Raw genomic sequence first — 25,041 nt, 5'->3', positions numbered from 1 at the left:
ACACAAAAGATTAAAGATTTTTTTAGAATTACTGTGATTAGTTGCTGAATTGAAATAGATCAACATGTAGAATATGCCGCATTACCTGGGAGGATATTATGGCTCTAATCTCAATGCGCCAGCTCTTGGATCACGCTGCAGAACATAACTACGGCGTACCAGCGTTTAACGTAAACAACTTAGAACAAATGCGTGCAATCATGCTCGCTGCGGATGCAACCAATTCACCTGTTATCGTGCAAGCTTCGGCGGGTGCGCGTAAATATGCAGGTGCACCTTTCTTACGTCATCTTATTTTGGCTGCGATTGAAGAATGGCCGCATATTCCAGTGGTAATGCATCAAGATCATGGTACTAGCCCTGATATTTGTCAGCGTTCTATCCAGTTGGGCTTTAGCTCAGTTATGATGGATGGTTCATTGGGTGAAGATGGTAAAACACCAACATCATATGACTACAATGTTGATGTAACCCGTCGAGTGGTGTCTATTGCGCATGCATGTGGTGTTTCAGTTGAAGGTGAAATTGGTTGCTTAGGTAGCCTTGAAACTGGTATGGCTGGTGAAGAAGATGGTGTGGGTGCAGAAGGTGTGCTTGACCACTCTCAATTGTTAACATCAGTTGAAGAAGCAACTCAATTTGTTGCTGATACCAATGTCGATGCTTTGGCGATTGCTGTTGGTACTTCACATGGCGCGTACAAGTTTACACGTCCACCCACAGGCGATATCTTGGCAATTGACCGCATTAAAGAAATTCATGCTGCGTTACCAAATACACATCTTGTAATGCATGGTTCAAGCTCTGTACCACAAGAGTGGTTGGCGGTGATTAACCAGTATGGCGGTGATATTAAAGAAACTTATGGTGTGCCTGTTGATCAGCTTGTAGAGGCGATTAAGCATGGTGTACGTAAGATTAATATTGATACCGACTTACGTTTAGCTTCTACTGGCGCAATGCGTCGCATGATGGCTGAAAAACCAAGTGAATTTGACCCACGTAAATTCTTTGGTGAAACAGTGGTAGCAATGAAAGAAATTTGTGTTGCGCGCTACGAAGCATTCGGTACAGCAGGTAATGCAGATAAGATTCGCCCAATTTCTTTAGAGAAAATGGTTGATCGTTACAAGTAATTAATTTGTAATGCAGAAAAAATAGCGGCAATAGCCGCTATTTTTTTATTTATATCCTAGAGAATAAAAATGCCAGCAATCGCTGGCATTTTTAATTTACTTATTTTTGTTGTGCCTTTGAATCTAGGCTTGCATCTTTAATTTCGACATAAGCATTGGCGCGAAGTTCACGCATCCAACTATCAACTTCAGTATCAAATTGACGTTCACCTAAAATTTGACGTGCCATACGTTCTTGTACTTCTTTGGTCATATCCTGTTCACGTGTACCTAGAACTTGTAGGATGTGCCAACCAAATTGGCTTTGGAACGGTTTACTGATTTGTCCAACAGGCGTTTCTTTCATTACTTTTTCAAATTCAGGTACCATCACACCTGGGCTGACCCAACCTAAGCTGCCGCCATCACGTGCTGAACCTGTGTCATTTGAGTAAGTTGCTGCTAATGTTGCAAAATCATCGCCAGCTTTAGCGCGATTATAGAGGCTATCGATCATTTGTTTTGCACGATCCAAGCTAACCACTTCTGATGATTGAATCAAAATGTGGCGAGTTTGATATTGTGGAACTAATGCTTTTTGCTCATTCTGTTTACGTTCAAGCAACTTTAATACATGCACACCATCACGAACATTGATTAGTTCAGTGGTTTGTCCAACTTGCAGTGGTGCAATACGTGCAGAAAGTTCAGTTGGAATCTCTGATAATGAGCGGAAACCCATATCTGCGCCATCAACTTTTACTGCTGCAGTTGATAATTTTGAGCTAATTGCTTTGGCATCATCGCTGGTTGAAAGTGCTTGTTTCACTTGTTGAGCAATTTGCTGTACATCGTTTGTGTTTTCACCCGCGATACGCATGTGAATCACATGGACTTGCGTACCTAGTGCAGCTTGGCCTTCTGGTGATTTTAAAAAGTTTTCAACATCATGATCACTGATTTTGATACGCGACATGACCTGTTGTTGACGCAAGCGACCAATCGCTAAATCTTCTGCAACACGATTACGCAAATTCTCGTAAGTTCCTGGTGCAATTGCATCTAATTTTTGTTGAAATGCTTCTAAGCTGTTGGCACCTGATTGGTTTGCCACTTTTAACACCGCAGCATTTAAACTTTTTTCGTCTGGTTTAATACCATAACGTTTAACTTGTTCCAATTGAGCTTGGCGAATGATCAGTTGATCAAGCACCTGCATTTGTAAATACTGCTGTGGTGGAACAGTTTTATTTTGTGCTTTTAACTGATGTTCTGTTTCGGCAATCCCTTGTTCTAAATCACTTTTTAGAATAACACTACTATCCACAACTGCAACAACCTCATCCGTAGGTTGTGCAAAGCTTTGCATTGATGAAGAAATTAGGGCAGCGAGAACAGTCGCTTTAAAGATATGTTGAAAAGGTTTTATCTTCATTAACGTTGTGTCCAAGATTGATTAATTTTGTTGAAACCTAAAACTCTGTTTTCGAGGAGAGAGGCAAGCTTGTTGTTTAAAGCACCAAGACCTTTTAGGGTGAATTCAGCCATAACTGCGTTCTTTTTACGAACGTCTGGAGCATTTGGATCATCCAGATCGTTATAGTAAGAACGGCCATATACCGAAACAGCCCAACAACAAGACTCATAATTTACGCCAAGTAAATATTCACGCATAACTTGATTGTCGATGTCGTATTGAGCATGGCCCATAATACGCCAATTGTCTTTTACAGGTTGTATAAAGGATGCAACAACTTGATCGTAAGAATCCTGACGATCAGGGATATCTTTACGGTAAAAATAGCCTAAGTTATAGAGATTACCTTTATCACCTGTGTAATAAGCCTGAAAATCTCTTTGTGCATTATCGCCATTCGACATCCACGCGGAGTTTGAGGTGATGGTCACGTTTTGGTTAAGCTGACTTGATAGACTAATGATCGGACCTGTACGATTTTGAGTATCAAATTCGTCAAGCTTTTCATTTAAACTTACACGACGGTCACTAAAATAATAACTTTGACCTACACTTGCCTTAATTCGCTCTAAACCTTCAGTATCTAATAAACTATAAGTTACGCCGAGTGATAAGAAGTTGTTGTCATCTAAGCGGTCATGCCCATAAAAACGATATGGGTTGAAGAGTTGATCATAGTTGATTGATGCGGTGGTTGAATCAAAGTTTGGATGATCGTCTTGATTCTTATAAGGTGAATATGCATAAAAGGCACGAGGAGAAATACTTTGTAAGTATTTGCCTTCTTTCTCAAATGTTAAACCAGTCGCAAGTGTGAATTGAGGCACAACGACTGATTTTTCTAAATCATCAGAAGCAGAAAGTCCGCGACCTTCTTTTGAGTCTTGATCATAGAACGTATTAATACTGCGTACAGAAACTTCTGGAACCACATAGAACCAAGATGGGGTCAAGTAGTTGTAGCGAACCGCAAACTGGTTATAGATACGGGTACCACTCGATTCGAGTGCTGAACCATCATTTACAGACTTTTTAAAGTAAGCCGTATCGTTATTAAACTCGTACTGTAGACCTTGTGCATCACCTGTAACGTAATTTAATAAAAATTGTGGAAGACGAGCATATGGCTTGTCGACATCTTTAACAGTTTTATCCAGTGTTTGGAAGTCTTCAACTTTTAACTGTGCTCTAAGACCGGGAATTCCATTTTGATAATTGAGTTCCCAAGCACGGCGTAAATTCAGATCCGTTCGTGTGTTTGGATTATTATTAAAGTCTGCAAAGTAATCTTTATCAGAGGCGTAGTTGTATTCTAAATTGGTTGACCACTGGTCGCTAATTCGCCAATTGTGAATAAAATGAAGGTCATCACGCGCTTCATCACCATACTGGTTGTCACTTGCAATATAGCCACCCCAAATACGACCCGCACCAAAGTTTTCAGTCATATAGCGGAAGTCTGCATCTAACTTTGGACCACGTTTACTCATATAACTTGGTGTAAGCGTAAGGTCATAATTAGGCGCAAGGTTAAGATAAATAGGGGTGATTAATTGCGCACCACCATCATTGCTGTAACCAAAATTTGGACTGAGTAGACCTGTGGTACGCCGGTCATCAATCGGGAAATTGAAGTAAGGTATAGCCAGTACAGGTACATCTTTGATGTAGAGTTTGGTATTACGCGTTACACCGCGGCCTGTATCTTGGTTGAGTTCAATTTCTTTGGCCTGAATTTTCCATGCTGGTTTTTGTTCAGGTGGGCAAGCGGTGTAGCTTGCATCTTTAAAAATAACTAAATTTTCATTCGCACGTTTAATCTGGCTAGCGTGACCATGTGCATGCTGCTGCTCTGAGATATAGAAACTATTATTTAAATCACCTGTTTGTGTCTTTAAATTATAGTTAATTGCATCACTTTGAGAGAGCAGGCCAGATTGAGCAAGTTGCACACGACCTTCGGCATTGGCATAAGTTTGTGTCGAGTCGATTGTGACTTGGTCAGCACGGATAGTTCGACCTTCTTGGTCAATCACAACATTGCCTTGCAGAACAGAATCGCCCGTTGGGTTGTAATGCCCGTAATCTGCGGTGAGTACCGAAGTGGTTGTATTTGCATCACCCGCTTTTGCTTCAGGATTAATCGGAGTGACCCAAGTTCCTTGGCAAAATGAAGAACTTAAATAACGATTATCACGTAACTGTGCTTCAGGTGCAGATTTGTCTACATAATATTGCTGGAAAAAACTTTCCCCAGGATAACTTTCTTGATTTTGCTGTCCCTGATTCGGGATCGCTGCTTTAAGCTGTTTATTGTCAAGCGTAGAGACAGCATCAGCCGGAGCCGCGAAACCTGATTGGATCGAGCCGCCACACAAGAGTGTCAAAATAGCTGTTGCTAAAGGATTAAATTTAAACTGATGTTTCATTGTCTCATTAACCAATACGCTAATTCACAATTAATTATTGTCGCATCATAGAGAAAAAGTTGATAAGTGGCTACACTTAAGCTTTCAAAATCTCAGCTAGTTTTAGATTTTATTGCAAATGAATACACAACGTGAACAATTGATACAAACTTGGCTTCAAGCCACCCTCCAATCTGATCAATTTGAGATCAACTTTTTGGCAGGAGATGCAAGCTTTCGCCGCTATGCGCGAATTAAGTTACAAAACAAAACATATATGCTCATGGATGCGCCTCCTGAAAAAGAAGATTGTATTCCATTTGTTAGCATTGATGAGTTCTTTGATAAAAATGGTGTGCGTGTACCGCATATCGTTGCGAAAGACTTAACTTTAGGATTGTTGCTGTTAGAAGATTTTGGTGATGTTGTTTTATCAACCTTATTAAATGATCAAACAGTTGATCAATACTATGCACAAAGTTTTAAGCAGTTGATTGAATTACAGCAGATCAACGGTGATACACAATTGCCAGCGTATTCTTATGAGAAGTTGATGACGGAAATGCGTCTGTTGACAGACTGGATGTTGCCATCATTGAAGATTCAGCCGACAGAGCAGCAGTTGGAAACGATTGAGCAGGCTTTTGATTTCCTTGCGATCGAGGCGACTAATCAACCGCAAGTAATTGTACATCGTGATTTTCACAGTCGTAATTTGATGAAAATCGAAAATGAACAAGAGCTTGGTGTAATTGATTTCCAAGATGCAGTGATCGGTGCTGATACTTACGATCTTATTTCAATCACGCGTGATGCCTATGTGCAGTGGAATGCTGAGCGCGTCTACGAATGGTTTGAAGTGTTCTATAACTTATTGCCAGCAGCAGCGAAAGAAAATCGTAGTTTTGAGCAGTTTAAGCGAGATGCAGATCTAATGGCGATCCAACGTCATTTGAAAATTTTGGGTATCTTCGTGCGTTTATTTGAACGTGATGGCAAATCAGGCTATTTAAAAGATTTACCGCGTGTGATGTGGTATTTGCTTGAAGAAAGCCAAGGTTATGATGAGCTCAATGACTTTATGCAGTTCATTCGTGACATCGTGATGCCGAAGTTTATTGAAAAATATGGTGATTACGAGGTTGCAGCATAATGAAAGCAATGATTCTTGCTGCAGGTCTTGGTAATCGTATGCGACCATTAACATTGCATACGCCAAAACCTTTACTGGAAGTCGGTGGGAAGCCACTGATTGTTTGGCATATTGAGAAGTTGCAAAAAATAGGCATTAGCGAGATTGTCATTAATACGGCTTGGTTGGGTGAGAAACTTGCTGCTGCTTTAGGTGATGGCTCTCAATTTGGTGTAACCATCTTATGGTCACACGAAGGCGAAGGCTTGGAAACAGCAGGTGGTATTATTAATGCCTTGCCATTGTTGGGTGATGAACCTTTTATCTTGGTCAATGGTGATGTCTGGACCACAATGGATTTTTCTTCATTGTTAAATGTTCAGTTAGAAGATAAGCAGGCACATTTAGTGTTGGTTGAAAATCCACCGCAGCACTTAAAAGGTGACTTTATCCTAGCGCATGATTTAGCTTACACTTTTGAGCAAGAGCAACTGGGTGAAGCTTTAACTTATAGTGGTGTAGCTGTTTTTGCACCGCAGATGTTTGCCGGTTTGGAAAATGGCAAACGACCTTTAGCGCCATTATTGAAACAAGCCATGCAGCAGCAGCAGGTTTCAGCTGAAAAGTTGCAAGGAATTTGGGTCGATGTTGGTACGCCTGAGCGTTTGGAGCAGCTTGATCAACAAATCAAGCAGGGCGCATTCGCATAATAAAAAATGCTTTGTCTATCTGTGATTTGCATAAGAAAAGACAAAAACTTAAAGGATTGTGCAGTTTATCATGCTTGTAAATGATTAACTGCATAATCGTTCAACAAGTCCTGCTGTGCCTTGTATCAGAAATCGGTATACTGCACAGCAAGTTTATCGAGATGTCGCACTGTTATGCATCCTTTTTTTCAAGAATTAAAGCAAGGTAGCCAAGCTTTAGGTCTTAACCTAAGTGAAGAAGCCCTAACACTCTTATTGAAATATCAAGATGCGCTAGTGCTATGGAATAAGGCATACAATTTAACGGCGATCCGCGAGCCGAAAGAAATGTTGGTTAAACATTTATTAGATAGTTTAAGTATCTTAAATGATTTGCCCCAAGGTCGTTTATTAGATGTGGGCACAGGCGGTGGTATGCCGGGCATGATCATTGCATTATGCCAACCAGAACGTTCTTGTGTACTATTAGATTCGAATGGGAAAAAGATTCGTTTCTTAAAGCAATTTATTGCCGACTTAAAGCTGAAGAATGTAATTGCAGTTCAAACACGTGTTGAAAATGAAGACAGCATTGGAGAACTTGGTCAGTTCGATGTCATTACAAGTCGAGCATTTGCTTCATTGACCGATTTTGTAGATGCAGCACAACCTTATATGCATCAACAAAGTATCATTGCTGCAATGAAAGGCTTAATCCCAGAGGATGAAGTTGAGCAGATGAAAGATCAGTATTCATGTAAGATCATTGAACTGCGTGTGCCAAGATTGGATGAACAGCGTCATTTACTTTTACTTCAACGTATTCAATAAAAAATATTAAGGGTAGTCATGGCTCAAATTATTGCGATTGCAAACCAAAAAGGTGGTGTGGGAAAAACCACGACAGCAGTCAATCTTGCTGCCTCTTTGGCGATCTTGAAAAAACGTGTCTTGTTGGTCGATATGGACTCACAAGGGAATGCCACCATGGGGTCTGGTATTCAAAAGAATGATTTACTTTATTCAGTCACAGATGTGTTATTGGGTGAAGTGCCAATTGAAACGGCTATTCAAAAAGCAGAAGTTGGTTATAAAGTTTTAGGTGCAAACCGTGAGCTTGCTGGGGTTGAACTTGCGATTGCTGAACAAGACGGTCGTGAGTTCATTCTGAAGAATGCTTTACAAGAAGTCGATGCTGCATTTGATTATATCATTGTTGATTGTGCACCAAGCCTCAGCTTAATTACCGTCAATGCTTTGGCTGCCGTGAATGGTGTGATTATTCCAATGCAATGTGAATACTATGCTTTGGAAGGATTGGCCGATCTGACACAGACCATTGATCGTATACAAAAAGCCCTTAATCCAAACTTGGAAATTGTTGGGGTATTACGTACCATGTATGACGCTCGTAATGCGTTAACACGTGATGTATCAGCAGAGTTAGAGCAATATTTTGGTAAAAAATTATATGAAACGGTGGTTCCTCGAAATATTCGTTTGGCAGAGGCACCCGCTCATGGTTTACCTGTAATCTATTTTGAAAAGAGTTCAAAAGGTGCAATTGCATATTTGAATTTAGCCGCAGAAATGTTGAAGAAAAGTAAAGTGAAAAAAGGAAGTGCTGTATGAGCATCAAAAAACGCGGATTGGCTAAAGGTCGTGGTTTAGATGCGCTATTAGGTTCAATTCAAAAAGAGAAATTGCAACTTGAAGCACAAGCCTTGGATCATGGTCAACTCAAGCAAATTGATGTCAATTTACTGAAACGTGGTGAATACCAACCACGTAGTTTTATCCAAGAACAAGATTTACAAGAGCTGGCAGCATCGATTGAAAAGCATGGTGTGATGCAGCCGATTGTGATCCGTCCTGTGGATGATGAGCAACATCCTTACGAGATTATTGCGGGTGAACGTCGTTGGCGTGCTGCCCAATTAGCTGGTTTGGCTGAAATTCCAGCGATTGTACGTGACTTAAATGACCAAGTCGCAATTGCTTTGGCGTTGATTGAAAATATTCAACGTCAAGATCTCAATCCGATCGATCAAGCAGTCGCTTTGCAGCGCTTCCATGATGAATTTGGTTTAAGTCATCAAGAAATTGCGGATACTGTGGGTAAGGCACGTACCACGGTGAGTAATCTGTTGCGCTTGTTGAGCTTGGCTGATCCGATTAAAGAGTTAATACAGCAAGGTCAGATTGACATGGGACATGCCCGTGCGATTCTGACGCTAAAAGCAAAAGATCAAATTGCAGTTGCGCAAATCGTAATTGAAAAAGGTTTGTCGGTACGTCAAACTGAACAGTTGGTTCGTGAGTGGAGTGAACCAAAACCTGAAAAGGAAAAAGCTCAAATATCTCCAGATATTGAACAGTTGACTCAGAAATTATCTGAGCGTTTCGGAGCGAATGTTAAAATTGACCATAACCAAAAAGGTAAAGGGAAAATGGTCATTCATTACCACTCATTGGATGAGTTGGATGGAATCCTCAATATTTGCTTACCTAACTAATATTGAGGGTGTATCCTTTTATATTTTAGATATTATTGGGGAATAATATGTGGGAACTTGTGAAAGCGGGCGGCTGGTTAATGCTGCCCCTTATTCTTTCATCAATTTTTACGGTTGCCATTACAATTGAACGATACATTCGTTTAAAACGGTCTCAAGTGTTACCACAAGCCTTGCTTGTGACTGGTTCTGATGTGGATGCAGTCATTACACGATTAGAACAAGAGGATGCTCAAAAAAGCCCATTAGGACGTATTCTTAAATCTGGTTTTGATCAGCGAGAACAAGGTGAGCAATTTGCCCGCGCTCAAATGGAAGCAACCGCGTCTCAAGAAATCAGTTATCTCGAAAAAAATATTAACTTCCTTGGAACTTTGAGTGCAATCGCACCTTTACTGGGTTTGCTTGGTACTGTTCTGGGGATTATTGAGTCATTTTTGGTAATTGATGTTGGTTCTGCTGGTAATGCCAGTATGATGATGCCAGGTATTTCTAAGGCCTTAATTACAACAGCTGTCGGGATGCTCATTGCAATTCCTGCTATGATTGCATACCGTTATTTCCAGCGTGTTGTACATGAATATATTGCTGAATTAGAGCAACAGTCTACCTTGTTCCATGCTGCACTTTTCTATAAAAAAGCGGCTCATGTACAAGAACACCGTCGTGCAAGCTAAGCCGAGGTGGCATCATGAAGTTTAAACGTTCTCAAGTTGAAGATATTCATATCAATTTGACGCCAATGATTGACTGTATGTTATTTATTTTGGTGTTTTTATTATTATCAACGACTTTTAGTCAACAAAGTCGTATTAACCTGACTTTGCCCGATGCGCAAGGTGTTCCACCTAAACAATTCGATCACAAAATTGAAATCATGGTAGACTCCACTGGGCATTATTCTGTGAATGGTCAAGCGTTATCAAGCAAAGATATCGCGGATTTAAGCACAGCGATTAAGCAAGTTGCACAAGATCGTCGTGATTTTATGTTTATTATTGCTGCTGATGCCAAAGCTGCACATCAGGATGTGATTCGAGTGATGGATGTCGCAGGTCAACTCGGTTTTGTTAACGTCAATATCAGCACCAAAGTTCCAACGAGAGGTTTTACTGAGTGAATCAGGATTTTAAGGTTTATGTCCGTTTAATATCGTATTTAAAATCTTATTGGGGCGTTGCCTTATTAGTCTTACTTGGTTTTGGAATCAACGCAGCGACAGAGGTTTCCGTCGCAAAGCTATTGAAATACATCATTGACGCTATTCAAGAAGGTAGCCGTAGCAATCTGGATTGGTTTCCAGCACTGATTGTTCTATTGATGTTTTTCCGTGGTGTTGGCCTCTTTCTCGGTGGTTACTTTTCCGCGGTTATTTCACGTAGCTTGGTGTTTAGCATTCGTCAGGAAGTGTATGCAAAACTGTTAAGATTGCCAGCGCAATATTATCTGGATAACAGTGCGGGTCATATCAGTGCAAAGTTGATGTACAACGTTGAGCAGTTAACTGCGGCTTCATCTGAATCTCTACAGACCTTGATTAAGGATGGCTTGATCGTTGTTGGTTTATTGAGTTATCTACTCTATACCAACTGGCGATTAACCCTGTGTATTGTGGTTTTCATGCCTTTTATTGGGATATTGGTCAGAATCGCATCTAAGAAAATGCGTAAATTGTCGATCCAAGTACAAAATACCATGGGTGATGTAAACCATGTGGTACAAGAAACCATTACTGCAAACTCGGTGGTAAAAAGCTTTACTGGCGAAGAATTCGAACAGAAACGTTTTTATAAATCGTCTGAAGAGAATTTACGTCGCGGTTTGAAAATGGTGGTGGTGCAAAATATTAATAGCCCGATCATTCAACTGCTATTGTCGATGGCAATGGCGATTATTCTTTGGCTTGCGTTACGTCCACAGGTTTTCGGTGATACCTCTGCGGGTGAGTTCATTTCATTCATTACTGCTGCAGGCTTAATTTCAAAGCCTGTAAAGAACTTGACTGATATCAATGAAAAGTTACAACGTGGTTTAGCCGCGGCCCATTCAGTATTTGAATTGTTGGATACGCCTGAAGAAGTGAATAATGGTCAACTTAGACCTGTGTTAAAGGGAAATATCCAATTCGATCATGCAAACCTACGCTATGAAGATGGTACGCATGCAATCAAAGATTTCTCTTTAGATATTAAAGCCGGTCAAACTGTTGCTTTAGTTGGCCGTTCGGGTGCAGGCAAGACGTCATTAGTGAATATGTTGCCACGTTTTCAAGAGTTGAGCGAAGGTCAAATCTATTTTGATGGCATTCCAGTCCAAGATATTGAGCTGGCTTATTTACGCTCACAGATTGCGACAGTGAATCAGCAAGTTGTGTTATTCAATCGTTCGGTACGAGATAACATTGCCTATGGTCAGTTACAAGACTCAAGTGATGATCAAGTGATTGCCGCGGCTAAAGCTGCTTATGCACATGACTTTATCATGAACTTGCCACAAGGTTATGACACTATTCTTGGTGCACAAGGTTTGAATCTCTCTGGTGGTCAGCGTCAACGTATCGCAATTGCAAGAGCAATCTTAAAAGACTCTCCAATCCTGATTTTAGATGAAGCAACAAGTGCGCTTGATAATGAATCGGAATACTTCATTCAACAAGCATTTGATAAAGCAATGCAAGACCGTACAACGATCGTCATTGCACACCGTTTATCTACGGTTGAAAATGCAGATTTGATCGTAGTAATGGATAAAGGTCAGATTATTGAGCAAGGTACACATGCTGAGCTTTTAGCAAAACATGGAATGTATTACCAATTGCATCAACGTAATTTCGAGGAAAACTAAGTATGTCGATGGCGCAGCGTCTTCAGGATGCTTGGAATGAACAAGCTTCGTGGTTGGTGGTGTTGCGCCCATTGTCATGGTTATACCGATTCGGGTTTTGTGCGAATAAAGCGCTTTATCAACATGGGATTAAACCTGTATATAAAGCGCCTGTACCTGTTATGGTGATTGGAAATATTACTGTAGGTGGCAGTGGCAAAACCCCATTGCTGATTCAATTGGTCAAATATTTACAACAACATCATGTACGAGTAGGTGTAATTAGCCGAGGTTATGGTGGTGAAGGTCCATTCCCACTTTTGGTCACTCAAAGATCTGAGCCTGATGCTGCTGGTGATGAACCTTGTCTGATTGTTCAATCTACCCATGTGCCAATGGCTGTGGGTCCCAATCGTCAAGCGTCTATCGAGTTGTTATTGGAAAATGAGCAGCTTGATCTAATCATTAGCGATGATGGTTTGCAGCATTGGGCTTTGGCACGTCAGATAGAATGGATTGTATTGGATCAAAATCGTGGTTTAGGAAATGAGAAATTATTGCCAGAAGGTTATCTACGCGAGCCTAAGTCACGTTTAAGCGAAAGTACGGTGATTGAGCATACTAAAATTGCGCAAGCACAAAGAAATATGCATTTAGCGGTTGGTCAACCTTATCTTCTAAATGTAAATACAGATACGAATTGGTTTGATCCCAATCAATATTTCAATGCTGTTGTTGGAATTGGTTTTCCTCAGCGCTTTTATCAAACATTAGCATCTTTGACTGTACAGCAATATCAGGCACATGAATTTCCAGACCATCATGATTATGAAATTGATGATTTAATATTTGAAAATCATGATGCCATTATTACCACGGAAAAAGATGCCGTAAAGTTTAAAACTTTATTAAAGCAACATCCTGAGTTTACTACCCCAATTTGGGTAGTACCCGTTGAAGCTGTTTTGTCAGCAGATTGTTATGACCTGTTAAAACAACAATTACAGCACCTCGGTATTCAATTTTCTTAGAGAGCGACCATGAAACATATCGTCATTCCAGCTCGTTTTGCGAGTTCTCGTCTACCTGCAAAACCATTACTCCTCATTCATGGTCGCCCAATGATTCTCCGTGTGGTCGATCAAGCGAAAAAAGTTGCTGGTTTCGATGACCTTTGTGTTGCTACGGATGATGAGCGTATTGCGGAAGTCTGTCGTGCTGAAGGTGTTGATGTGGTTTTAACAAACCCAAATCATCCATCGGGTACAGATCGCCTAAGTGAAGTCGCACGTATCAAAGGCTGGTCAGCAGACGATATTATTGTGAATGTCCAAGGTGATGAACCATTACTTCCTGCACAGCTTGTACAGCAGGTGAGTCAGCTCCTGATTGATCATCCACAATGTGCGATGTCTACCTTATGTGAACCCATTCATCAGCTTGAAGAGTTTCAACGCGATAGTATCGTTAAAGTCGTGATGAGTAATCGCAATGAGGCATTGTATTTTAGCCGTGCAACCATTCCCTATGATCGAGATTGTGCTAAACAGGCTGAACAGCAACTGCATAATCAAGCTTTCCGTCATTTAGGCTTATACGCTTATCGTGTCAAATTGTTACAAGAGTATGTTACTTGGGAACAGGGCCAGCTTGAGAAGTTGGAAAGCTTAGAGCAACTTCGTGTGCTAGAAAATGGTCATCGTATTGCCATCGCTGTGGCAGAAGCAAACTTGCCTCCTGGGGTTGATACGCAAGCGGATTTAGATCGATTAAATGCAATGTCTGTGAGTTTATTTGAATAATATTATGGTCGATACTCAATCAACAGTGATTTACCCATGGCATGCACAAACTTGGGAATTGTTAAGTACCCGATTTCCAGAACTTGGGCATGGTCTATTATTTTACGGAAAGAAGGGCTGTGCCAAGAAAGAATTCGCGGAACGGTTCGTCGCTTGGGTATTGTGTTTGAATAAACAGCCTCAACAGGCGTGTGGTGAGTGTTCAAGTTGTCAGTGGTTACGGTCAGATACGCATCCAAATTATGTGCATATCACCACGGATGAAGATAATAAAAAACAAAATGCCAAAATTAAAATTGAAAAAATCCGAGAACTTTTGCCTTTTGTTCAGCAGACTGGTGAAGGCTGGCGCGTTGTAATGATTGAACCTGCTGAAGCGTTAAATACTGCATCTGCAAACGCATTGTTAAAAACTTTAGAAGAACCGGGTGAAAAAGTTGTCTTGATCTTGCTTGCAGATCATTACTTAAAACTTCCTGCAACGATTCGGAGTCGATTACAGCATTTTGCCTTAGACCGAATGACAGTTCAGGATGCACAAGCATTTGTACAACAACAGATCCCAGAGCTTGCAACGGAACAGGTCAAACTATTATTAAATCTTGCCAATGATATGCCACTGACAGCCATTGAGATTGAAAAGAGTGTGTGGCTGCAAAAACGAGCTTTATTTTTGAGTGATTGGCTTAAGTTGGTTGCTGAAAAAAATATGCCTTTAAATTATTCAAATAAGTGGTCTAAAGAACTGAATTTTTCTGAATTTATCACCATGTTTGAATATCTTTTAGCGGATATTGTGAACTTAAAATTGAATCAATCGTTAAAAAATGATGATTTAGATTTTAACGCATTGGCAGAGTTTTATAGTTTGGAAGCGCTGTTTACACTTTATTCAGATTTACAGCAAAAGAAATTAATGGTGGAACAAAATGTGCAAACACAATTGGTTCTCGATGAGTTATTCATTCAACTTATGAATGTTGCTTAAGTCATTTTAAAAAACAGAATTAATTTAGATTTTATTAAATAAGTTTTATTAATATCTTAATAGATACTTGTTTTTATTGAGTTTATGTAATTTTTGTATATAAATTGTTCGGGGCTCTTTAAACCTTATTAAAAGCATATAAAATGTGAGTTACTTCACAATAATATTAAAAAATAAGGAATATAGAGATGAAAACAACATTTATCGCGATTGCTTTATCACTTACCATGATACCAAGCATTACAAAAGCTGAACCAAAATTTGTATCCAATATTAATGGCTCATCTTTTGAAATTAATGCTTCAAATTTGGGGGCACAGGCATACGAGTGTGTTTATAGCTACTCCTTTAATCATCCTCAAAGTTCTGCTGGAAATCAGTTTAGTGGTAAGTTTTATATTGAGGCTGGGGTCAACAATATTTCAGTGATTACACGAAATACAGATCAAATGATTAGTAAGTTAAACTTTGATTATAAATGCACTGAAAAATGAAATGTCTAGATCTGAAATCTGATTAGATAGAAAACCGCTCTTAAGGGCGGTTTTTTTATGGCAAAAAACTCCATTCTGGCGAATGTTAAAAATTCACATCTATTATTAAATATGTTATTTTTTCACATAGCGATTTGCTATGTACCTTAGGGAATTTTGATATGCAAATAAAAACACTTTTAGTCGCTTTAAGCTTTCTTTCATTGAGTGGCTGTCAGACTTTAGACTCGGCCATGTCTGCAACGGATGGGATACTGAATAAAACTGGAGATATTTTGAGTGGTGATTTTCGCGGTTTAGGGCCAGCAAAGAAGGCAACCTTATCTGAAATATGGAAAGACTGGCAGCAAAATGAAATCACTGCAAAACGAAAATGGGATTCACAACGCCTTGAAGTACCCGGAATTATTACTCGTATTACTAAAACGGGTGAAATTATCTCTCAAAATCAGATTGCGATTATTTTTAAAGATCCAACGAATGGTAAGTGCAAAGGGCAAGGACTTACCCGAGATGATTTGAAAGTAAATACAGACAAAATCAGTAATTTAAAAGTCGGCGATCGAATTGTCGTCACTGGTGTATTAGGTACAACAGAATCAAAGTGGGCGACCCAAGGCGAATGCTGGTTCTCATTTGATAAGGCAGAAATTGTAAAGGCGGCAAAATAGTTTAAAAGAGATATAGCAAGCCAGTTTTGCTATATCTCTTTCATTCGCAATCTAATTGGAATGTTGTTATCGAGTTCTATAGCTTTTGCGATTGGAGCAGACTAAGTAAAGTTTCATTTATTAGCCTTACCTAGCTGCTAAAGCATTCATCTCTATTCAGATCAAGTCGTTTTTAGGCTGATCGATCTTCTTATTGGTTTATCTAAATTGCACTGAGATTTTAACTTACGTGATTTGGGTTTGTTTTTTGCTTAATTCGAGCAAAAGATGCATTAAAACCCATATCCGTCTATATTGCGGGCCTTTCTATTATCCTAATCATTCATAGTGCTGTCATAAGATTTTAAATAACGACTTATACAATGCATTATTTACGCTAATTGTAGCCATTTGGTTTGTTTTACAAGGCTTTTACTGAAACAGCGTTTGTTGTTTGCTTGATTGTTTTCTATAATCAGGTCATAAATAACGTATAGATCTTTATTGAACGGTCACCAATGGAAATTCTATAAATTTTATCAAAATGAATGATATTTTTTAGATTTATCAATGGTATAAAATTATTAGTGTTTTAATCGATTAAGTATTTAACAGGGGAATGTTATGCAACCACAAATGATGGGCGGAATTATACAGGTCAATATTCCAGACAAAGCAACATTACAATCTAGTTTTATGCCTTTTGTTGTAGGCGGTGGCTTGTTCGTACCGACGAAACAAGCCGTTAAAATGGGGCAGGAAGTTTTTGTATTGGCTACCTTACCTGAACAATCACAAAAAATTCCGTTAACAGGTAAAGTGATCTGGATTTCGCATAAGCAGACACATTTTAAGCCACAAGGATTTGCAATCCAACTTGTTGGTGAAAAAGGTGTGTATTATAAAAATGAAGCTGAAAAGTTATTAGCGGGTATGAAAGGCTTGGATCGTCCAAGTTATACGATGTAGTTGTAAATAGAATAGGAAGAAAGAGTGTTTGTTGATACGCATTGCCATTTAACCATGTTAGATCTGAGTCCTTATCAAGGGGATTTGGATCAAGCACTTGAACAAGCTCGACTTGCAGGTGTTTCTAAATTCATGGGAATTTCAGTTGATCTAGAAGATCATATTAAATTGGCAGAAATTGCAGCCCGACATGAGGATGTTGGTTATTCTGTAGGGGTGCATCCATGCGAAGATGAGCAGATCATGGCGCGTGCTACAACGGATTATCTCGTTAACCTTGCTCAGTCAGACAAAGTGTGGGCTTTGGGTGAAACCGGTCTGGATTATTATCACAGTACTGATTTTGTAGATGAACAGAAGCGATGCTTTGCACGTCATATTGAGGCATCGAAAATCGTTAAAAAGCCTGTAGTGGTTCATACGCGAGCAGCAAAACACGATACTGTAGATATCATTCGAGCGGAACAATCTACACATGGCATCTTGCATTGTTTTACCGAAGACTGGGAAACCGCAAAGGCTGTACTAGATTGCGGCTATTATATTTCCTTCTCAGGTATTGTCTCTTTCAAAAATGCGCAGGATTTGCGTGATGTGGCCAAGCAGGTACCGCTTGATCGCTTGCTCATCGAAACGGATAGCCCATATTTAGCACCAGTACCATATCGTGGTAAAACCAACGAACCGAAATACGTTCCTTTTGTAGCAAAAGCGCTAAGTGATGTATATGATAAATCGGTTGAAGAGATTGGCATGATTACAACGCAAAATTTTGAGAATCTCTTAAATTTGAAATAAACGGTTTAGTTGTACTAGGAAAGAGAGTTATTACGTGAAAATGGATCGTCAAGCTCAGTTTAGAGCACGAGAAGTATTAATTTTTCAAATCGCGGAGCAACTCCTATTAGAAAATGGTGAAGCTGGCATGACGCTTGATGCTTTGGCAGCAGAGCTGGATCTTGCCAAGGGTACGTTATACAAGCATTTTCAGAGTAAAGATGAGCTGTATATGTTACTCATCATTCGCAATGAGCGAATGTTACTCGAGATGATTCAAGATACCGAGAAGGCTTTTCCAGAGCATTTGGCTTTCTTTATGCTGCATCATTTACATCATCCTGAGCGTACAGCGTTATTTCACCAAATTGAAGAACGCCTCTCGACTACTGGACAGGGTATTCAACTACTGTTCAGTGAGTTGTATAAAGTAAGAAGACAGCGTTTGCGTATTATTATCCGAATGACTGAAAGTTATTTGCTGGATATCAATAGTACGATGACAACACGTGATTATCTTGCATCAGTTTGGTCGTTGACCTATGGGGCAGCGGTTATCCTGAATTCAAGTTTCTATCAGCGGTATTTGGGGTCGAGAGATACATTGCGTGTCGCTTATATAGAGCAAGCTTTAGCATTGCCAAAGCTACTTGAACAACCTGTTCCATAGTCGAAAATATAATGAAATCACCACAGAGATTACAAACAGGTTTTACGCTTATTGAGGTCATGGTGGTGATTGTCATTATGACGATTATGGCATCATTGGTGGTCTTGAATATTGGTGGAGTTGATCAGCGCCGAGCGATGCAAGCCAGAGAAATGTTTATTCTGGATCTCAAAAAAATTAATAAAGAAGCGACCGATCAAGCCAAGGTATTCGCTTTAAATACTCAAAACGCTACTGATGTTGCGTCATTTAGTTATAATTTATTTGAATATCATGATCAAAGTCGTGAACAAATTCAGCAGGCCGATCGTACTTGGCAACTTTATAAAGAGTTTAAAACACGTCAATTACCAGATCGTGTCTCCTTTAGTATTCAAAGCTTAGATGTTGAAAATTATAACAAAGCAAAAAATGAAGATTTGTTGGGGGGCCGAGCGCCTCAGCTGATTTGGTTTGGGAATGGCGAGGTGAAACCTGTCCGGATCCAGTTTTATTATGAGCAGCAACCGATTGGTCACGAGTTTGCCTTAGATCACTTGGGTAAAATAGATGAAAATTAAATACTCAGAAGATCTTTCTTTGCGTTCTTGCAAAGTTAACCTTTGCACTCGAAGCAGAGCTTCTCGCTTTGCAGCAGATTTGAAACCCCACACCTCAAGCATAGCTTTCGGTCTTGCAGCAGGGCCGAGCGGTGCTCGGCAAAGACCTGCTCACTTCGAGCATAGCTCTTTGTCTTCTTGCGAAGCTGGGCTTCTCGGGGTGAAACGTTGTTTCACTAATCCTGCAACTCGAAGCATAGCTTCTCGCCTTGCGACACGATCGAGCCTTGCTCGATTTAATCGTGTCTCAGGATTTACTCTACTCGAAGTGATGGTGGCCTTGGCGATTTTTGCGGTTGCAGCAATTGCCTTAACTAAAGTTGCAATGCAGTACACACAGTCAACATCCAATGCGATCTTGCGGACCAAAGCACAATTTGTGGGAATGAATGAAGTCGCAATGATGGAAATTAATCAGGAATGGTTAGAAGGAACGCAGTCAAAGCAAGTTACCTCTCAAGGTGAAACCTGGCAAATTGACAAAAAAGCCCAATCCACCATTAGCCCCAAGATACAACGTATCGAATTGCAAGTCAGCTTATTTAATAATGAGCAAGGTAAGGTTGAGGCGGGTATTACCAATCTTGTGTTCTTTAACTATCCAGCCAAGGCTAGAACACAATGAAATATACACGCTCAGGATTTACCCTTGTTGAATTGCTGGTCGCGATTGCAATTTTTGCGGTACTTTCTATGTTGGGTTGGAAGGTTTTTGATTATTTATTAAAAGTAAAAGACCGTAATGCGGAGCATGAGTTACACCTATTTGCCTTGCAGGATGCCTATCAGCAGGTGCTAAGAGATAGTCTGCAAATTATTCCACTTACAGCGAATGATGGGCGACAACTGCAAGCAGCTTTGCTATTAAATGATCGAAGTTTTGTATTTAGTAAGGCAGGTGTTTCGGATCCATTAAAGCAAGGGCTGTCACCCTATGAACGTATAGAGTATCGTTATGATTCTGCGCAGAAGAAAGTATATCGACTGAAATATTCAAATCTCAATATTCCGAATCGTGTACAGCCTGTTTCAAGTACCTTACTGGAAAATGTAAATCAATTTAAAGTACTGGTTTTGAACCCACAAGAATTGACGCAATGGCCAGAAAATAGTGATCCAAACAATATTGCTGAGCTTAAAAAATTGCCGCTGGGTATCAAGATACAGCTGACCGTTGCAGGTACAGACTATGAATGGATTTATAGCTTGTTGAATACGCAGGCGTATTTGCAGGCGATAGGAAATTCAAATGCCACGGGTGGAGGTACAAATCCACCAAATAATAAAGATGGATCAAATTCATCTAATCCTACTCAACTTCCAACACAATGAGCAAGAGGCATATTCAGTGATTAGAAAAGCTCAACGTTATGGAGTTGCTCAGCGTGGCATTGCATTATTAACTATTCTTGTGATGGTTGCTTTGGCAACGATTCTTGCTGCGACCATTGCTAAACGACAAACCAATACCTCTGAAAATACAGGGTATCTGATGCGTCAAGATCAATCTTTACTGTATGCAAAAAGTGCTGAGGCCTTCTTCTCAGAACTCTTGATTCAAGATAGTGATAATGGAAGCAGTATTGATCATCTGCAAGAAAATTGGGCCAAGCCTATGCCTCCATTTCCTGTTGAAGATGGCTCTGTTTCTGGACGGTTAATGGATGAGTCAGGCAAGTTTAACCTTAATAATTTGGTTAAAGCAGATGGAAGTCAAGTGGATGACGCTGCTCGACGTTGGTTTGAGAAGTTGCTACAACGTGTTGGCTTGCCAGCAGAATTGAGTCAAGCGGTAATTGATTGGCAGGATGTCGATGATGAAACGACTGGGGCAATGGGGGCTGAGAGTAATTATTACCAAGGATTAGATCCTGCATATTTGGCCCCGAACACCAAGTTTCATAGTGTGGAAGAGTTAAAGCTAGTCAGAGGCTTTGAAGGAAAAAACTACGACTTGATCAAGCCCTATGTCACAGCGTTGCCAGAACAAACCAAAGTAAATATGAATACGGCACCAGCATTATTGCTTGCCAGTATTGATTCGAAAGTTGATGTTAAATCAGTTGAACAAGAGCTTAAAACCAAGCAAGCGAATTTGACCTATTTCAATAATGTTGATGATTTGTGGAAATTAAATGCTTTTTCTGGCATAGATGAGCAAAATAAAACAGATGCTGCTGCTTTTTTGGATAGTAAGTCTAATTATTTCACTGCACAAACTGAAGTTGTTTTAAGCGAACGGAAACGACAATTTACAAGCGCTTTGGTTCGAAAAGATAAGCAAGTCTTTGTATATTCAAGAAGTCTTGCGCCTTTTTACTAAGTTTTGATATTGGTTTATCAAATGGTGACAAGATTTAAAATCAATCCCAATGCACGTTTTTTTGCTTTATAATAAAATCCGTTTGCAGATAAAGATTAGCTTGGTGCATGTTAATTCGTAAATTGTTTAAATTTGAAAATGCTCATATTGTACGTAACTGTACATCGGATCGCTGTAAGCGTTCGATTCATGGGCATAGTTATAAAGTTGAATTATTATTAAAAGCGTCAAAGCTCGATCACGGACAAATGGTTTATGATTTTGGCTTACTCAAAGGCGTGATCAAAGAGTTGTATGATAGTTTTGATCATGCAATTTGTTTTTGGCAGAAAGATGATCCTGCCTATATTGATGCATGTAAAACATTTAGTGCGCGTTGGATCGCTTTGCCAGTGTCACCATCGGCAGAACAGTTTTCGCGTATTTTCTTTTACCTTGCTCAGCAGGTATTAAACTCAACAACCACTCAAAATGGTGAGGGTGATGTTGAAGTTTATTCTGTGATCGTACATGAGACAGACACGGGTTACGCTCAAAGCTTTCAAGAAGATATAGATAATGAGCAAATGGGTGCGTTGAGCCTAGATCAAATCGTGTTTTCAGAGCAAGTACAGGCTGAATGGAGTGATGTTCAGATGTATGAAAACCTGAAAAAAGGAATTAAGTTCCAAAATCCAAACGTAGAATTACAAGTTAATATTTGAGTGCTTTTCACCCAAGTGAGTGAACTTCTTTTCAAGGAATATGGATGCAATTTACTGAACAGCAACAGGACAAATTAAGTAAAGTTCAGTTGGACGAGTCTTGGAAAATCTCATTGTCAGAGTTTTTACTTAGTCAAAAAATGGATAACTTACGTGAGTTTTTACAACAAGAAAAACTTGCACAGAAAACGATTTATCCACCAAGTAAACAGATTTTTAATGCGATGAATACAACGCCGCAAAGCGCTGTTAAAGTCGTGATTTTAGGACAAGACCCATATCATGGTCCGAATCAAGCCAATGGTTTGAGTTTTTCGGTACAAAGAGGGGTTGCATTACCGCCGTCTTTACGTAATATTTTTCATGAGTTACATACGGATTTAGCCGTGCCTGTTTCACGTCATGGTGATTTGAGCAAATGGGCGGAGCAAGGTGTGCTGTTACTTAACAGCGTACTGACGGTAGAAGCTGCACAACCGACTTCACATCAGAAACAGGGATGGGAAGACTTCACTGATGCAGTCATTGATGTATTAAATCAACAGCGTGAACATATCGTCTTTATTTTATGGGGAGCTTATGCTCAACGTAAAGGTCAACGCATTGATCGTAATAAACACCTTGTGCTAACGGCAGCACATCCATCACCACTTGCTGCGAATCGTGGTGGTTTTTTCGGCTGTAAAGTATTTTCTAAAACCAATCAATATTTGAAACAACATGGCATTGAGCCTATAGACTGGCAATTGGACGCATAATGACTTCTCCTGATTTAAATAGCTATCATCCAGATTTAGTTATTGAACATGCAAAAAATGGTTGGCGAATCATTCGTCTTAATCGACCTAAATCTTTGCATGCTTTAGATGAGCCAATCGTAAGTGCTCTACTTCAAGTTTTTGAAGATTTTCACGTAGATGAAACTGTTAAAGCAATTTGGTTTGATTCGACAACACCAAAAGCATTTTGTGCAGGTGGAGATGTACGTAAATTACGCCAGTTGGTGATTAATCAGGAAGTTGATGCAGCGAACTTGTTCTTCCAGCAAGAATATGCGCTTGATTTACTGTTGCATAATTATGCCAAACCAATCGTCGTTTGGGGTGAAGGTTATGTCATGGGTGGTGGGCTTGGTCTATTTATGGCTGCGCCATTCCGTCTAGTCACACCATATTCACGTTTGGCAATGCCAGAAATCAATATCGGTTTATACCCTGATGTGGGGGCAAGCCGTTTCTTGGCTGATCGTGGTCAAATTGGTTTGTTTACTGGCTTGACGGGTTCCATCATGACGGCAGCGGGTGCATTTAGCATTGGTTGGGCAACACATATTTGTGAAGCGCAGCGTGATAATGTGCTTCAAAAAGTCTTGAATGTCGATTGGAACCATTATCCAGCAGGTGCATTCAGAGCCATTGATGACACTTTAAATAGTTTGCATCGCCCAGTTGCTTCTGGTCCATTACAAAACTCAATTGATGTAATTCATAGCGTATGTCGTGGACAAAGCTTTGAATATGATTATCAATCCATTATTGGTTTGAGTGATGCAAGTAGTGATTGGTTGCGTCAAGCTAGTGAAAACTTGCAAAAAGGCTCTCCAAGCACAGCTGCGATCACATGGCTGTTATGGCAATGGGGTAAACAAGGTCATGCATGGGATGAGGTGTTTGCATTAGAAGCACAGATTTCTGATTGGAAGATTCGTCATCCTGACTTTGTTGAAGGTGTTCGTGCTCGTTTGGTTGATAAAGACTTGTCGCCAGAATGGAAAGCAACTGAGCAATTAAGCTTAAAAAGTATATTAGGTGACTGTGCTCCTGTGACCAATATTGAGAGCTGGAATGCTTTATTAAAGCAATACGGTGTAATTGCCTGATTGTTATGAGTTCTGAAAATTTTAATGATGAATATTGGATGCAGCTTGCCTATGAGCAGGCTGCATTAGCAGCAGCGCAGGGGGAAATACCCGTCGGGGCAATTCTGGTCAGCAATGGACAGGTAATCGGTGCTGGATATAATGCGCCAATTAAATTGTCAGATCCAACCGCGCATGCAGAAATACAAGCTTTACGTGCTGCCTGTCAGTCTTTGAATAACTATCGCTTGCCCGATGATACAACACTTTATGTAACGCTTGAACCTTGTACTATGTGTGTGGGTGCATTAATTCATGCACGGATACAGCGTGTGGTTTTTGCTACGACTGAACCCAAAGCAGGTTCATTGGTGAGTGCTAGACAACTGCTTGAAAGTGGTTATTACAATCATAAATTTGTCTTTGAACAAGGCTGCCTGCAAGCGCAATGTTCATTGCAGTTGAGTAATTTTTTCAAACAAAGAAGAAATGAAAAGAAGAAAATCCGTTCGTCAAAAACGTCCTTAAATGATTAAAAATGCCATATGAGTTGTGGCAAACTAAGCCTCCGATGATTTTGGGTCACATCAAAAGGCGAACTTATGCGTAATGCAATCACCGTACAAAAAGAATTTAACGCACCGATTTCTGAAGTTTTTGACTTGCTGTCAAAACATGCCACCTATAACAAGGCATTTGCACCTTTACAGGTTGTACGTGTCAAAGATTCTGCTGATCCAAAACGTCCTGATGGTATCGGCTCAGTTCGTCGTATGGGCTTTGGTCCAATCAAACCACTTCAAGAAGAAATTACTTTATTGGAAGAAAATAAACGTATTGAGTATAAATTAATCAACAACCCTTTGGTGAAACATCACTTGGGGCAAATTGATTTTAAAGAAATCACTCCTTTTATTACTTTGGTGACGTATAAGATTGAATTTACAGCAAAAGCACCTTTAGTAAGCAAATTAGTTCTTGCACAACTCAAAGCAGCGATTACACTAGGTTTTTCAAAATTAGCCAAATCAGTTGCTACATAAGAGA

The 25,041-nt window shown here is 39.9% G+C and carries 28 protein-coding genes; 26 read left to right on the top strand and 2 right to left on the bottom strand.

Annotated features, from left to right (window positions below; translation table 11 throughout):
* The first annotated feature begins 98 nt into the window (after positions 1-98).
* Positions 99-1,136 carry a class II fructose-bisphosphate aldolase gene (gene fba / locus GBI66_RS03990; protein WP_005153496.1) on the top strand — a complete coding sequence of 346 codons (1,038 nt, stop codon included), beginning with the start codon at positions 99-101 and terminating at the stop codon, positions 1,134-1,136.
* Between the two features lie 100 nt (positions 1,137-1,236).
* Here fba and GBI66_RS03985 read toward each other — a convergent pair whose 3' ends face one another.
* Both GBI66_RS03985 and GBI66_RS03980 read right to left on the bottom strand, forming a co-directional pair.
* Positions 1,237-2,550: a peptidylprolyl isomerase gene (locus tag GBI66_RS03985; RefSeq protein ID WP_151715233.1), complete on the bottom strand. Its 1,314-nt coding sequence runs from the start codon at positions 2,548-2,550 to the stop codon at positions 1,237-1,239.
* A complete protein-coding gene (locus tag GBI66_RS03980; protein WP_151715232.1) occupies positions 2,550-5,021 on the bottom strand; it encodes an LPS-assembly protein LptD in 2,472 nt (823 codons plus the stop codon). The genes GBI66_RS03985 and GBI66_RS03980 overlap by 1 nt, the downstream gene beginning before the upstream one ends.
* 118 nt (positions 5,022-5,139) lie before the next feature.
* Here GBI66_RS03980 and GBI66_RS03975 point away from each other — a divergent pair, with 118 nt between their 5' ends.
* The 25 genes from GBI66_RS03975 (at position 5,140) to GBI66_RS03855 (ending at position 25,037) form a co-directional block, all read left to right on the top strand.
* Positions 5,140-6,153 carry an aminoglycoside phosphotransferase family protein gene (locus tag GBI66_RS03975; protein WP_151715231.1) on the top strand — a complete coding sequence of 338 codons (1,014 nt, stop codon included), beginning with the start codon at positions 5,140-5,142 and terminating at the stop codon, positions 6,151-6,153.
* A complete protein-coding gene (gene murU, locus GBI66_RS03970) occupies positions 6,153-6,842 on the top strand; it encodes an N-acetylmuramate alpha-1-phosphate uridylyltransferase MurU (RefSeq protein ID WP_151715230.1) in 690 nt (229 codons plus the stop codon). The genes GBI66_RS03975 and murU overlap by 1 nt, the downstream gene beginning before the upstream one ends.
* A 174-nt stretch (positions 6,843-7,016) precedes the next feature.
* Complete coding sequence (rsmG, locus tag GBI66_RS03965; protein ID WP_005212683.1) at positions 7,017-7,652, top strand: 16S rRNA (guanine(527)-N(7))-methyltransferase RsmG; 636 nt, start codon at positions 7,017-7,019, stop codon at positions 7,650-7,652.
* A gap of 18 nt (positions 7,653-7,670) precedes the next feature.
* Positions 7,671-8,453, top strand: coding sequence for a ParA family protein (locus GBI66_RS03960; protein ID WP_151715229.1), 783 nt, complete (start codon positions 7,671-7,673; stop codon positions 8,451-8,453).
* Positions 8,450-9,337, top strand: coding sequence for a ParB/RepB/Spo0J family partition protein (locus GBI66_RS03955; protein WP_005187946.1), 888 nt, complete (start codon positions 8,450-8,452; stop codon positions 9,335-9,337). The genes GBI66_RS03960 and GBI66_RS03955 overlap by 4 nt, the downstream gene beginning before the upstream one ends.
* Positions 9,338-9,384: 47 nt before the next feature.
* Complete coding sequence (locus GBI66_RS03950) at positions 9,385-10,014, top strand: MotA/TolQ/ExbB proton channel family protein (RefSeq protein WP_151715228.1); 630 nt, start codon at positions 9,385-9,387, stop codon at positions 10,012-10,014.
* 14 nt (positions 10,015-10,028) lie between these two features.
* The gene (locus tag GBI66_RS03945; RefSeq protein ID WP_004806616.1) at positions 10,029-10,457 is read left to right on the top strand and encodes a biopolymer transporter ExbD; all 429 of its coding nucleotides are present in this window, start codon (positions 10,029-10,031) and stop codon (positions 10,455-10,457) included.
* The gene (gene msbA, locus GBI66_RS03940) at positions 10,454-12,181 is read left to right on the top strand and encodes a lipid A export permease/ATP-binding protein MsbA (protein WP_151715227.1); all 1,728 of its coding nucleotides are present in this window, start codon (positions 10,454-10,456) and stop codon (positions 12,179-12,181) included. Before GBI66_RS03945 ends, msbA begins: the two co-directional genes overlap by 4 nt.
* A gap of 2 nt (positions 12,182-12,183) precedes the next feature.
* Entirely contained in the window at positions 12,184-13,191 is a 1,008-nt protein-coding gene (gene lpxK / locus GBI66_RS03935; RefSeq protein WP_151715226.1) for a tetraacyldisaccharide 4'-kinase, read from the top strand.
* 9 nt (positions 13,192-13,200) lie between these two features.
* A complete protein-coding gene (kdsB, locus tag GBI66_RS03930; RefSeq protein ID WP_151715225.1) occupies positions 13,201-13,962 on the top strand; it encodes a 3-deoxy-manno-octulosonate cytidylyltransferase in 762 nt (253 codons plus the stop codon).
* Between the two features lie 4 nt (positions 13,963-13,966).
* Positions 13,967-14,950: a DNA polymerase III, delta' subunit gene (locus GBI66_RS03925; protein ID WP_005187969.1), complete on the top strand. Its 984-nt coding sequence runs from the start codon at positions 13,967-13,969 to the stop codon at positions 14,948-14,950.
* A 188-nt stretch (positions 14,951-15,138) separates the two neighbouring features.
* Positions 15,139-15,444, top strand: coding sequence for a hypothetical protein (locus GBI66_RS03920; protein ID WP_005187971.1), 306 nt, complete (start codon positions 15,139-15,141; stop codon positions 15,442-15,444).
* A 161-nt stretch (positions 15,445-15,605) separates the two neighbouring features.
* The gene (locus GBI66_RS03915) at positions 15,606-16,115 is read left to right on the top strand and encodes a hypothetical protein (protein WP_151715224.1); all 510 of its coding nucleotides are present in this window, start codon (positions 15,606-15,608) and stop codon (positions 16,113-16,115) included.
* Between the two features lie 603 nt (positions 16,116-16,718).
* Positions 16,719-17,063 carry a PilZ domain-containing protein gene (locus tag GBI66_RS03910; protein ID WP_005187977.1) on the top strand — a complete coding sequence of 115 codons (345 nt, stop codon included), beginning with the start codon at positions 16,719-16,721 and terminating at the stop codon, positions 17,061-17,063.
* A 24-nt stretch (positions 17,064-17,087) separates the two neighbouring features.
* The gene (locus tag GBI66_RS03905; protein ID WP_005187980.1) at positions 17,088-17,861 is read left to right on the top strand and encodes a TatD family hydrolase; all 774 of its coding nucleotides are present in this window, start codon (positions 17,088-17,090) and stop codon (positions 17,859-17,861) included.
* Positions 17,862-17,901: 40 nt separating this feature from the next.
* The gene (locus GBI66_RS03900; protein ID WP_032857741.1) at positions 17,902-18,510 is read left to right on the top strand and encodes a TetR/AcrR family transcriptional regulator; all 609 of its coding nucleotides are present in this window, start codon (positions 17,902-17,904) and stop codon (positions 18,508-18,510) included.
* 11 nt (positions 18,511-18,521) lie between these two features.
* Complete coding sequence (locus GBI66_RS03895; RefSeq protein ID WP_151715223.1) at positions 18,522-19,070, top strand: Tfp pilus assembly protein FimT/FimU; 549 nt, start codon at positions 18,522-18,524, stop codon at positions 19,068-19,070.
* Positions 19,060-19,734 carry a type II secretion system minor pseudopilin GspI gene (gene gspI, locus GBI66_RS19855; protein WP_171494262.1) on the top strand — a complete coding sequence of 225 codons (675 nt, stop codon included), beginning with the start codon at positions 19,060-19,062 and terminating at the stop codon, positions 19,732-19,734. Before GBI66_RS03895 ends, gspI begins: the two co-directional genes overlap by 11 nt.
* A complete protein-coding gene (gspJ, locus tag GBI66_RS03885; RefSeq protein WP_151715222.1) occupies positions 19,731-20,441 on the top strand; it encodes a type II secretion system minor pseudopilin GspJ in 711 nt (236 codons plus the stop codon). The genes gspI and gspJ overlap by 4 nt, the downstream gene beginning before the upstream one ends.
* Positions 20,398-21,432, top strand: a complete 1,035-nt coding sequence (gspK, locus tag GBI66_RS03880; protein ID WP_171494261.1) for a type II secretion system minor pseudopilin GspK — start codon at positions 20,398-20,400, stop codon at positions 21,430-21,432. The genes gspJ and gspK overlap by 44 nt, the downstream gene beginning before the upstream one ends.
* 107 nt (positions 21,433-21,539) lie before the next feature.
* Complete coding sequence (locus GBI66_RS03875) at positions 21,540-22,136, top strand: 6-carboxytetrahydropterin synthase (protein WP_151715220.1); 597 nt, start codon at positions 21,540-21,542, stop codon at positions 22,134-22,136.
* Between the two features lie 44 nt (positions 22,137-22,180).
* Positions 22,181-22,894, top strand: a complete 714-nt coding sequence (gene ung / locus GBI66_RS03870) for a uracil-DNA glycosylase (RefSeq protein ID WP_151715219.1) — start codon at positions 22,181-22,183, stop codon at positions 22,892-22,894.
* The gene (locus GBI66_RS03865) at positions 22,891-24,015 is read left to right on the top strand and encodes an enoyl-CoA hydratase/isomerase family protein (RefSeq protein WP_171067238.1); all 1,125 of its coding nucleotides are present in this window, start codon (positions 22,891-22,893) and stop codon (positions 24,013-24,015) included. The genes ung and GBI66_RS03865 overlap by 4 nt, the downstream gene beginning before the upstream one ends.
* 5 nt (positions 24,016-24,020) lie before the next feature.
* Positions 24,021-24,530, top strand: coding sequence for a tRNA adenosine(34) deaminase TadA (tadA, locus tag GBI66_RS03860; RefSeq protein ID WP_151715218.1), 510 nt, complete (start codon positions 24,021-24,023; stop codon positions 24,528-24,530).
* 66 nt (positions 24,531-24,596) lie between these two features.
* Positions 24,597-25,037, top strand: coding sequence for an SRPBCC family protein (locus GBI66_RS03855; RefSeq protein WP_005188009.1), 441 nt, complete (start codon positions 24,597-24,599; stop codon positions 25,035-25,037).
* Positions 25,038-25,041: the final 4 nt, after the last annotated feature.

This window comes from Acinetobacter sp. TUM15071 (assembly GCF_008980925.1).
GTDB lineage: Bacteria > Pseudomonadota > Gammaproteobacteria > Pseudomonadales > Moraxellaceae > Acinetobacter > Acinetobacter dispersus.
Note: the sequence above shows the minus strand (reverse complement) of the source record. Positions and strands in the feature narration are given on the sequence as shown.

Bases quoted from the DNA above. Each gene is read 5' to 3' on its own strand.
- fba (WP_005153496.1), top strand. From the start codon at position 99: ATGGCTCTAATCTCAATGCGCCAGCTCTTGGATCACGCTGCAGAACAT.
- GBI66_RS03985 (WP_151715233.1), bottom strand. From the start codon at position 2,550: ATGAAGATAAAACCTTTTCAACATATCTTTAAAGCGACTGTTCTCGCT.
- GBI66_RS03980 (WP_151715232.1), bottom strand. From the start codon at position 5,021: ATGAAACATCAGTTTAAATTTAATCCTTTAGCAACAGCTATTTTGACA.
- GBI66_RS03975 (WP_151715231.1), top strand. From the start codon at position 5,140: ATGAATACACAACGTGAACAATTGATACAAACTTGGCTTCAAGCCACC.
- murU (WP_151715230.1), top strand. From the start codon at position 6,153: ATGAAAGCAATGATTCTTGCTGCAGGTCTTGGTAATCGTATGCGACCA.
- rsmG (WP_005212683.1), top strand. From the start codon at position 7,017: ATGCATCCTTTTTTTCAAGAATTAAAGCAAGGTAGCCAAGCTTTAGGT.
- GBI66_RS03960 (WP_151715229.1), top strand. From the start codon at position 7,671: ATGGCTCAAATTATTGCGATTGCAAACCAAAAAGGTGGTGTGGGAAAA.
- GBI66_RS03955 (WP_005187946.1), top strand. From the start codon at position 8,450: ATGAGCATCAAAAAACGCGGATTGGCTAAAGGTCGTGGTTTAGATGCG.
- GBI66_RS03950 (WP_151715228.1), top strand. From the start codon at position 9,385: ATGTGGGAACTTGTGAAAGCGGGCGGCTGGTTAATGCTGCCCCTTATT.
- GBI66_RS03945 (WP_004806616.1), top strand. From the start codon at position 10,029: ATGAAGTTTAAACGTTCTCAAGTTGAAGATATTCATATCAATTTGACG.
- lpxK (WP_151715226.1), top strand. From the start codon at position 12,184: ATGTCGATGGCGCAGCGTCTTCAGGATGCTTGGAATGAACAAGCTTCG.
- kdsB (WP_151715225.1), top strand. From the start codon at position 13,201: ATGAAACATATCGTCATTCCAGCTCGTTTTGCGAGTTCTCGTCTACCT.
- GBI66_RS03925 (WP_005187969.1), top strand. From the start codon at position 13,967: ATGGTCGATACTCAATCAACAGTGATTTACCCATGGCATGCACAAACT.
- GBI66_RS03920 (WP_005187971.1), top strand. From the start codon at position 15,139: ATGAAAACAACATTTATCGCGATTGCTTTATCACTTACCATGATACCA.
- GBI66_RS03915 (WP_151715224.1), top strand. From the start codon at position 15,606: ATGCAAATAAAAACACTTTTAGTCGCTTTAAGCTTTCTTTCATTGAGT.
- GBI66_RS03910 (WP_005187977.1), top strand. From the start codon at position 16,719: ATGCAACCACAAATGATGGGCGGAATTATACAGGTCAATATTCCAGAC.
- GBI66_RS03900 (WP_032857741.1), top strand. From the start codon at position 17,902: ATGGATCGTCAAGCTCAGTTTAGAGCACGAGAAGTATTAATTTTTCAA.
- GBI66_RS03895 (WP_151715223.1), top strand. From the start codon at position 18,522: ATGAAATCACCACAGAGATTACAAACAGGTTTTACGCTTATTGAGGTC.
- gspI (WP_171494262.1), top strand. From the start codon at position 19,060: ATGAAAATTAAATACTCAGAAGATCTTTCTTTGCGTTCTTGCAAAGTT.
- gspJ (WP_151715222.1), top strand. From the start codon at position 19,731: ATGAAATATACACGCTCAGGATTTACCCTTGTTGAATTGCTGGTCGCG.
- gspK (WP_171494261.1), top strand. From the start codon at position 20,398: ATGGATCAAATTCATCTAATCCTACTCAACTTCCAACACAATGAGCAA.
- GBI66_RS03875 (WP_151715220.1), top strand. From the start codon at position 21,540: ATGTTAATTCGTAAATTGTTTAAATTTGAAAATGCTCATATTGTACGT.
- ung (WP_151715219.1), top strand. From the start codon at position 22,181: ATGCAATTTACTGAACAGCAACAGGACAAATTAAGTAAAGTTCAGTTG.
- tadA (WP_151715218.1), top strand. From the start codon at position 24,021: ATGAGTTCTGAAAATTTTAATGATGAATATTGGATGCAGCTTGCCTAT.
- GBI66_RS03855 (WP_005188009.1), top strand. From the start codon at position 24,597: ATGCGTAATGCAATCACCGTACAAAAAGAATTTAACGCACCGATTTCT.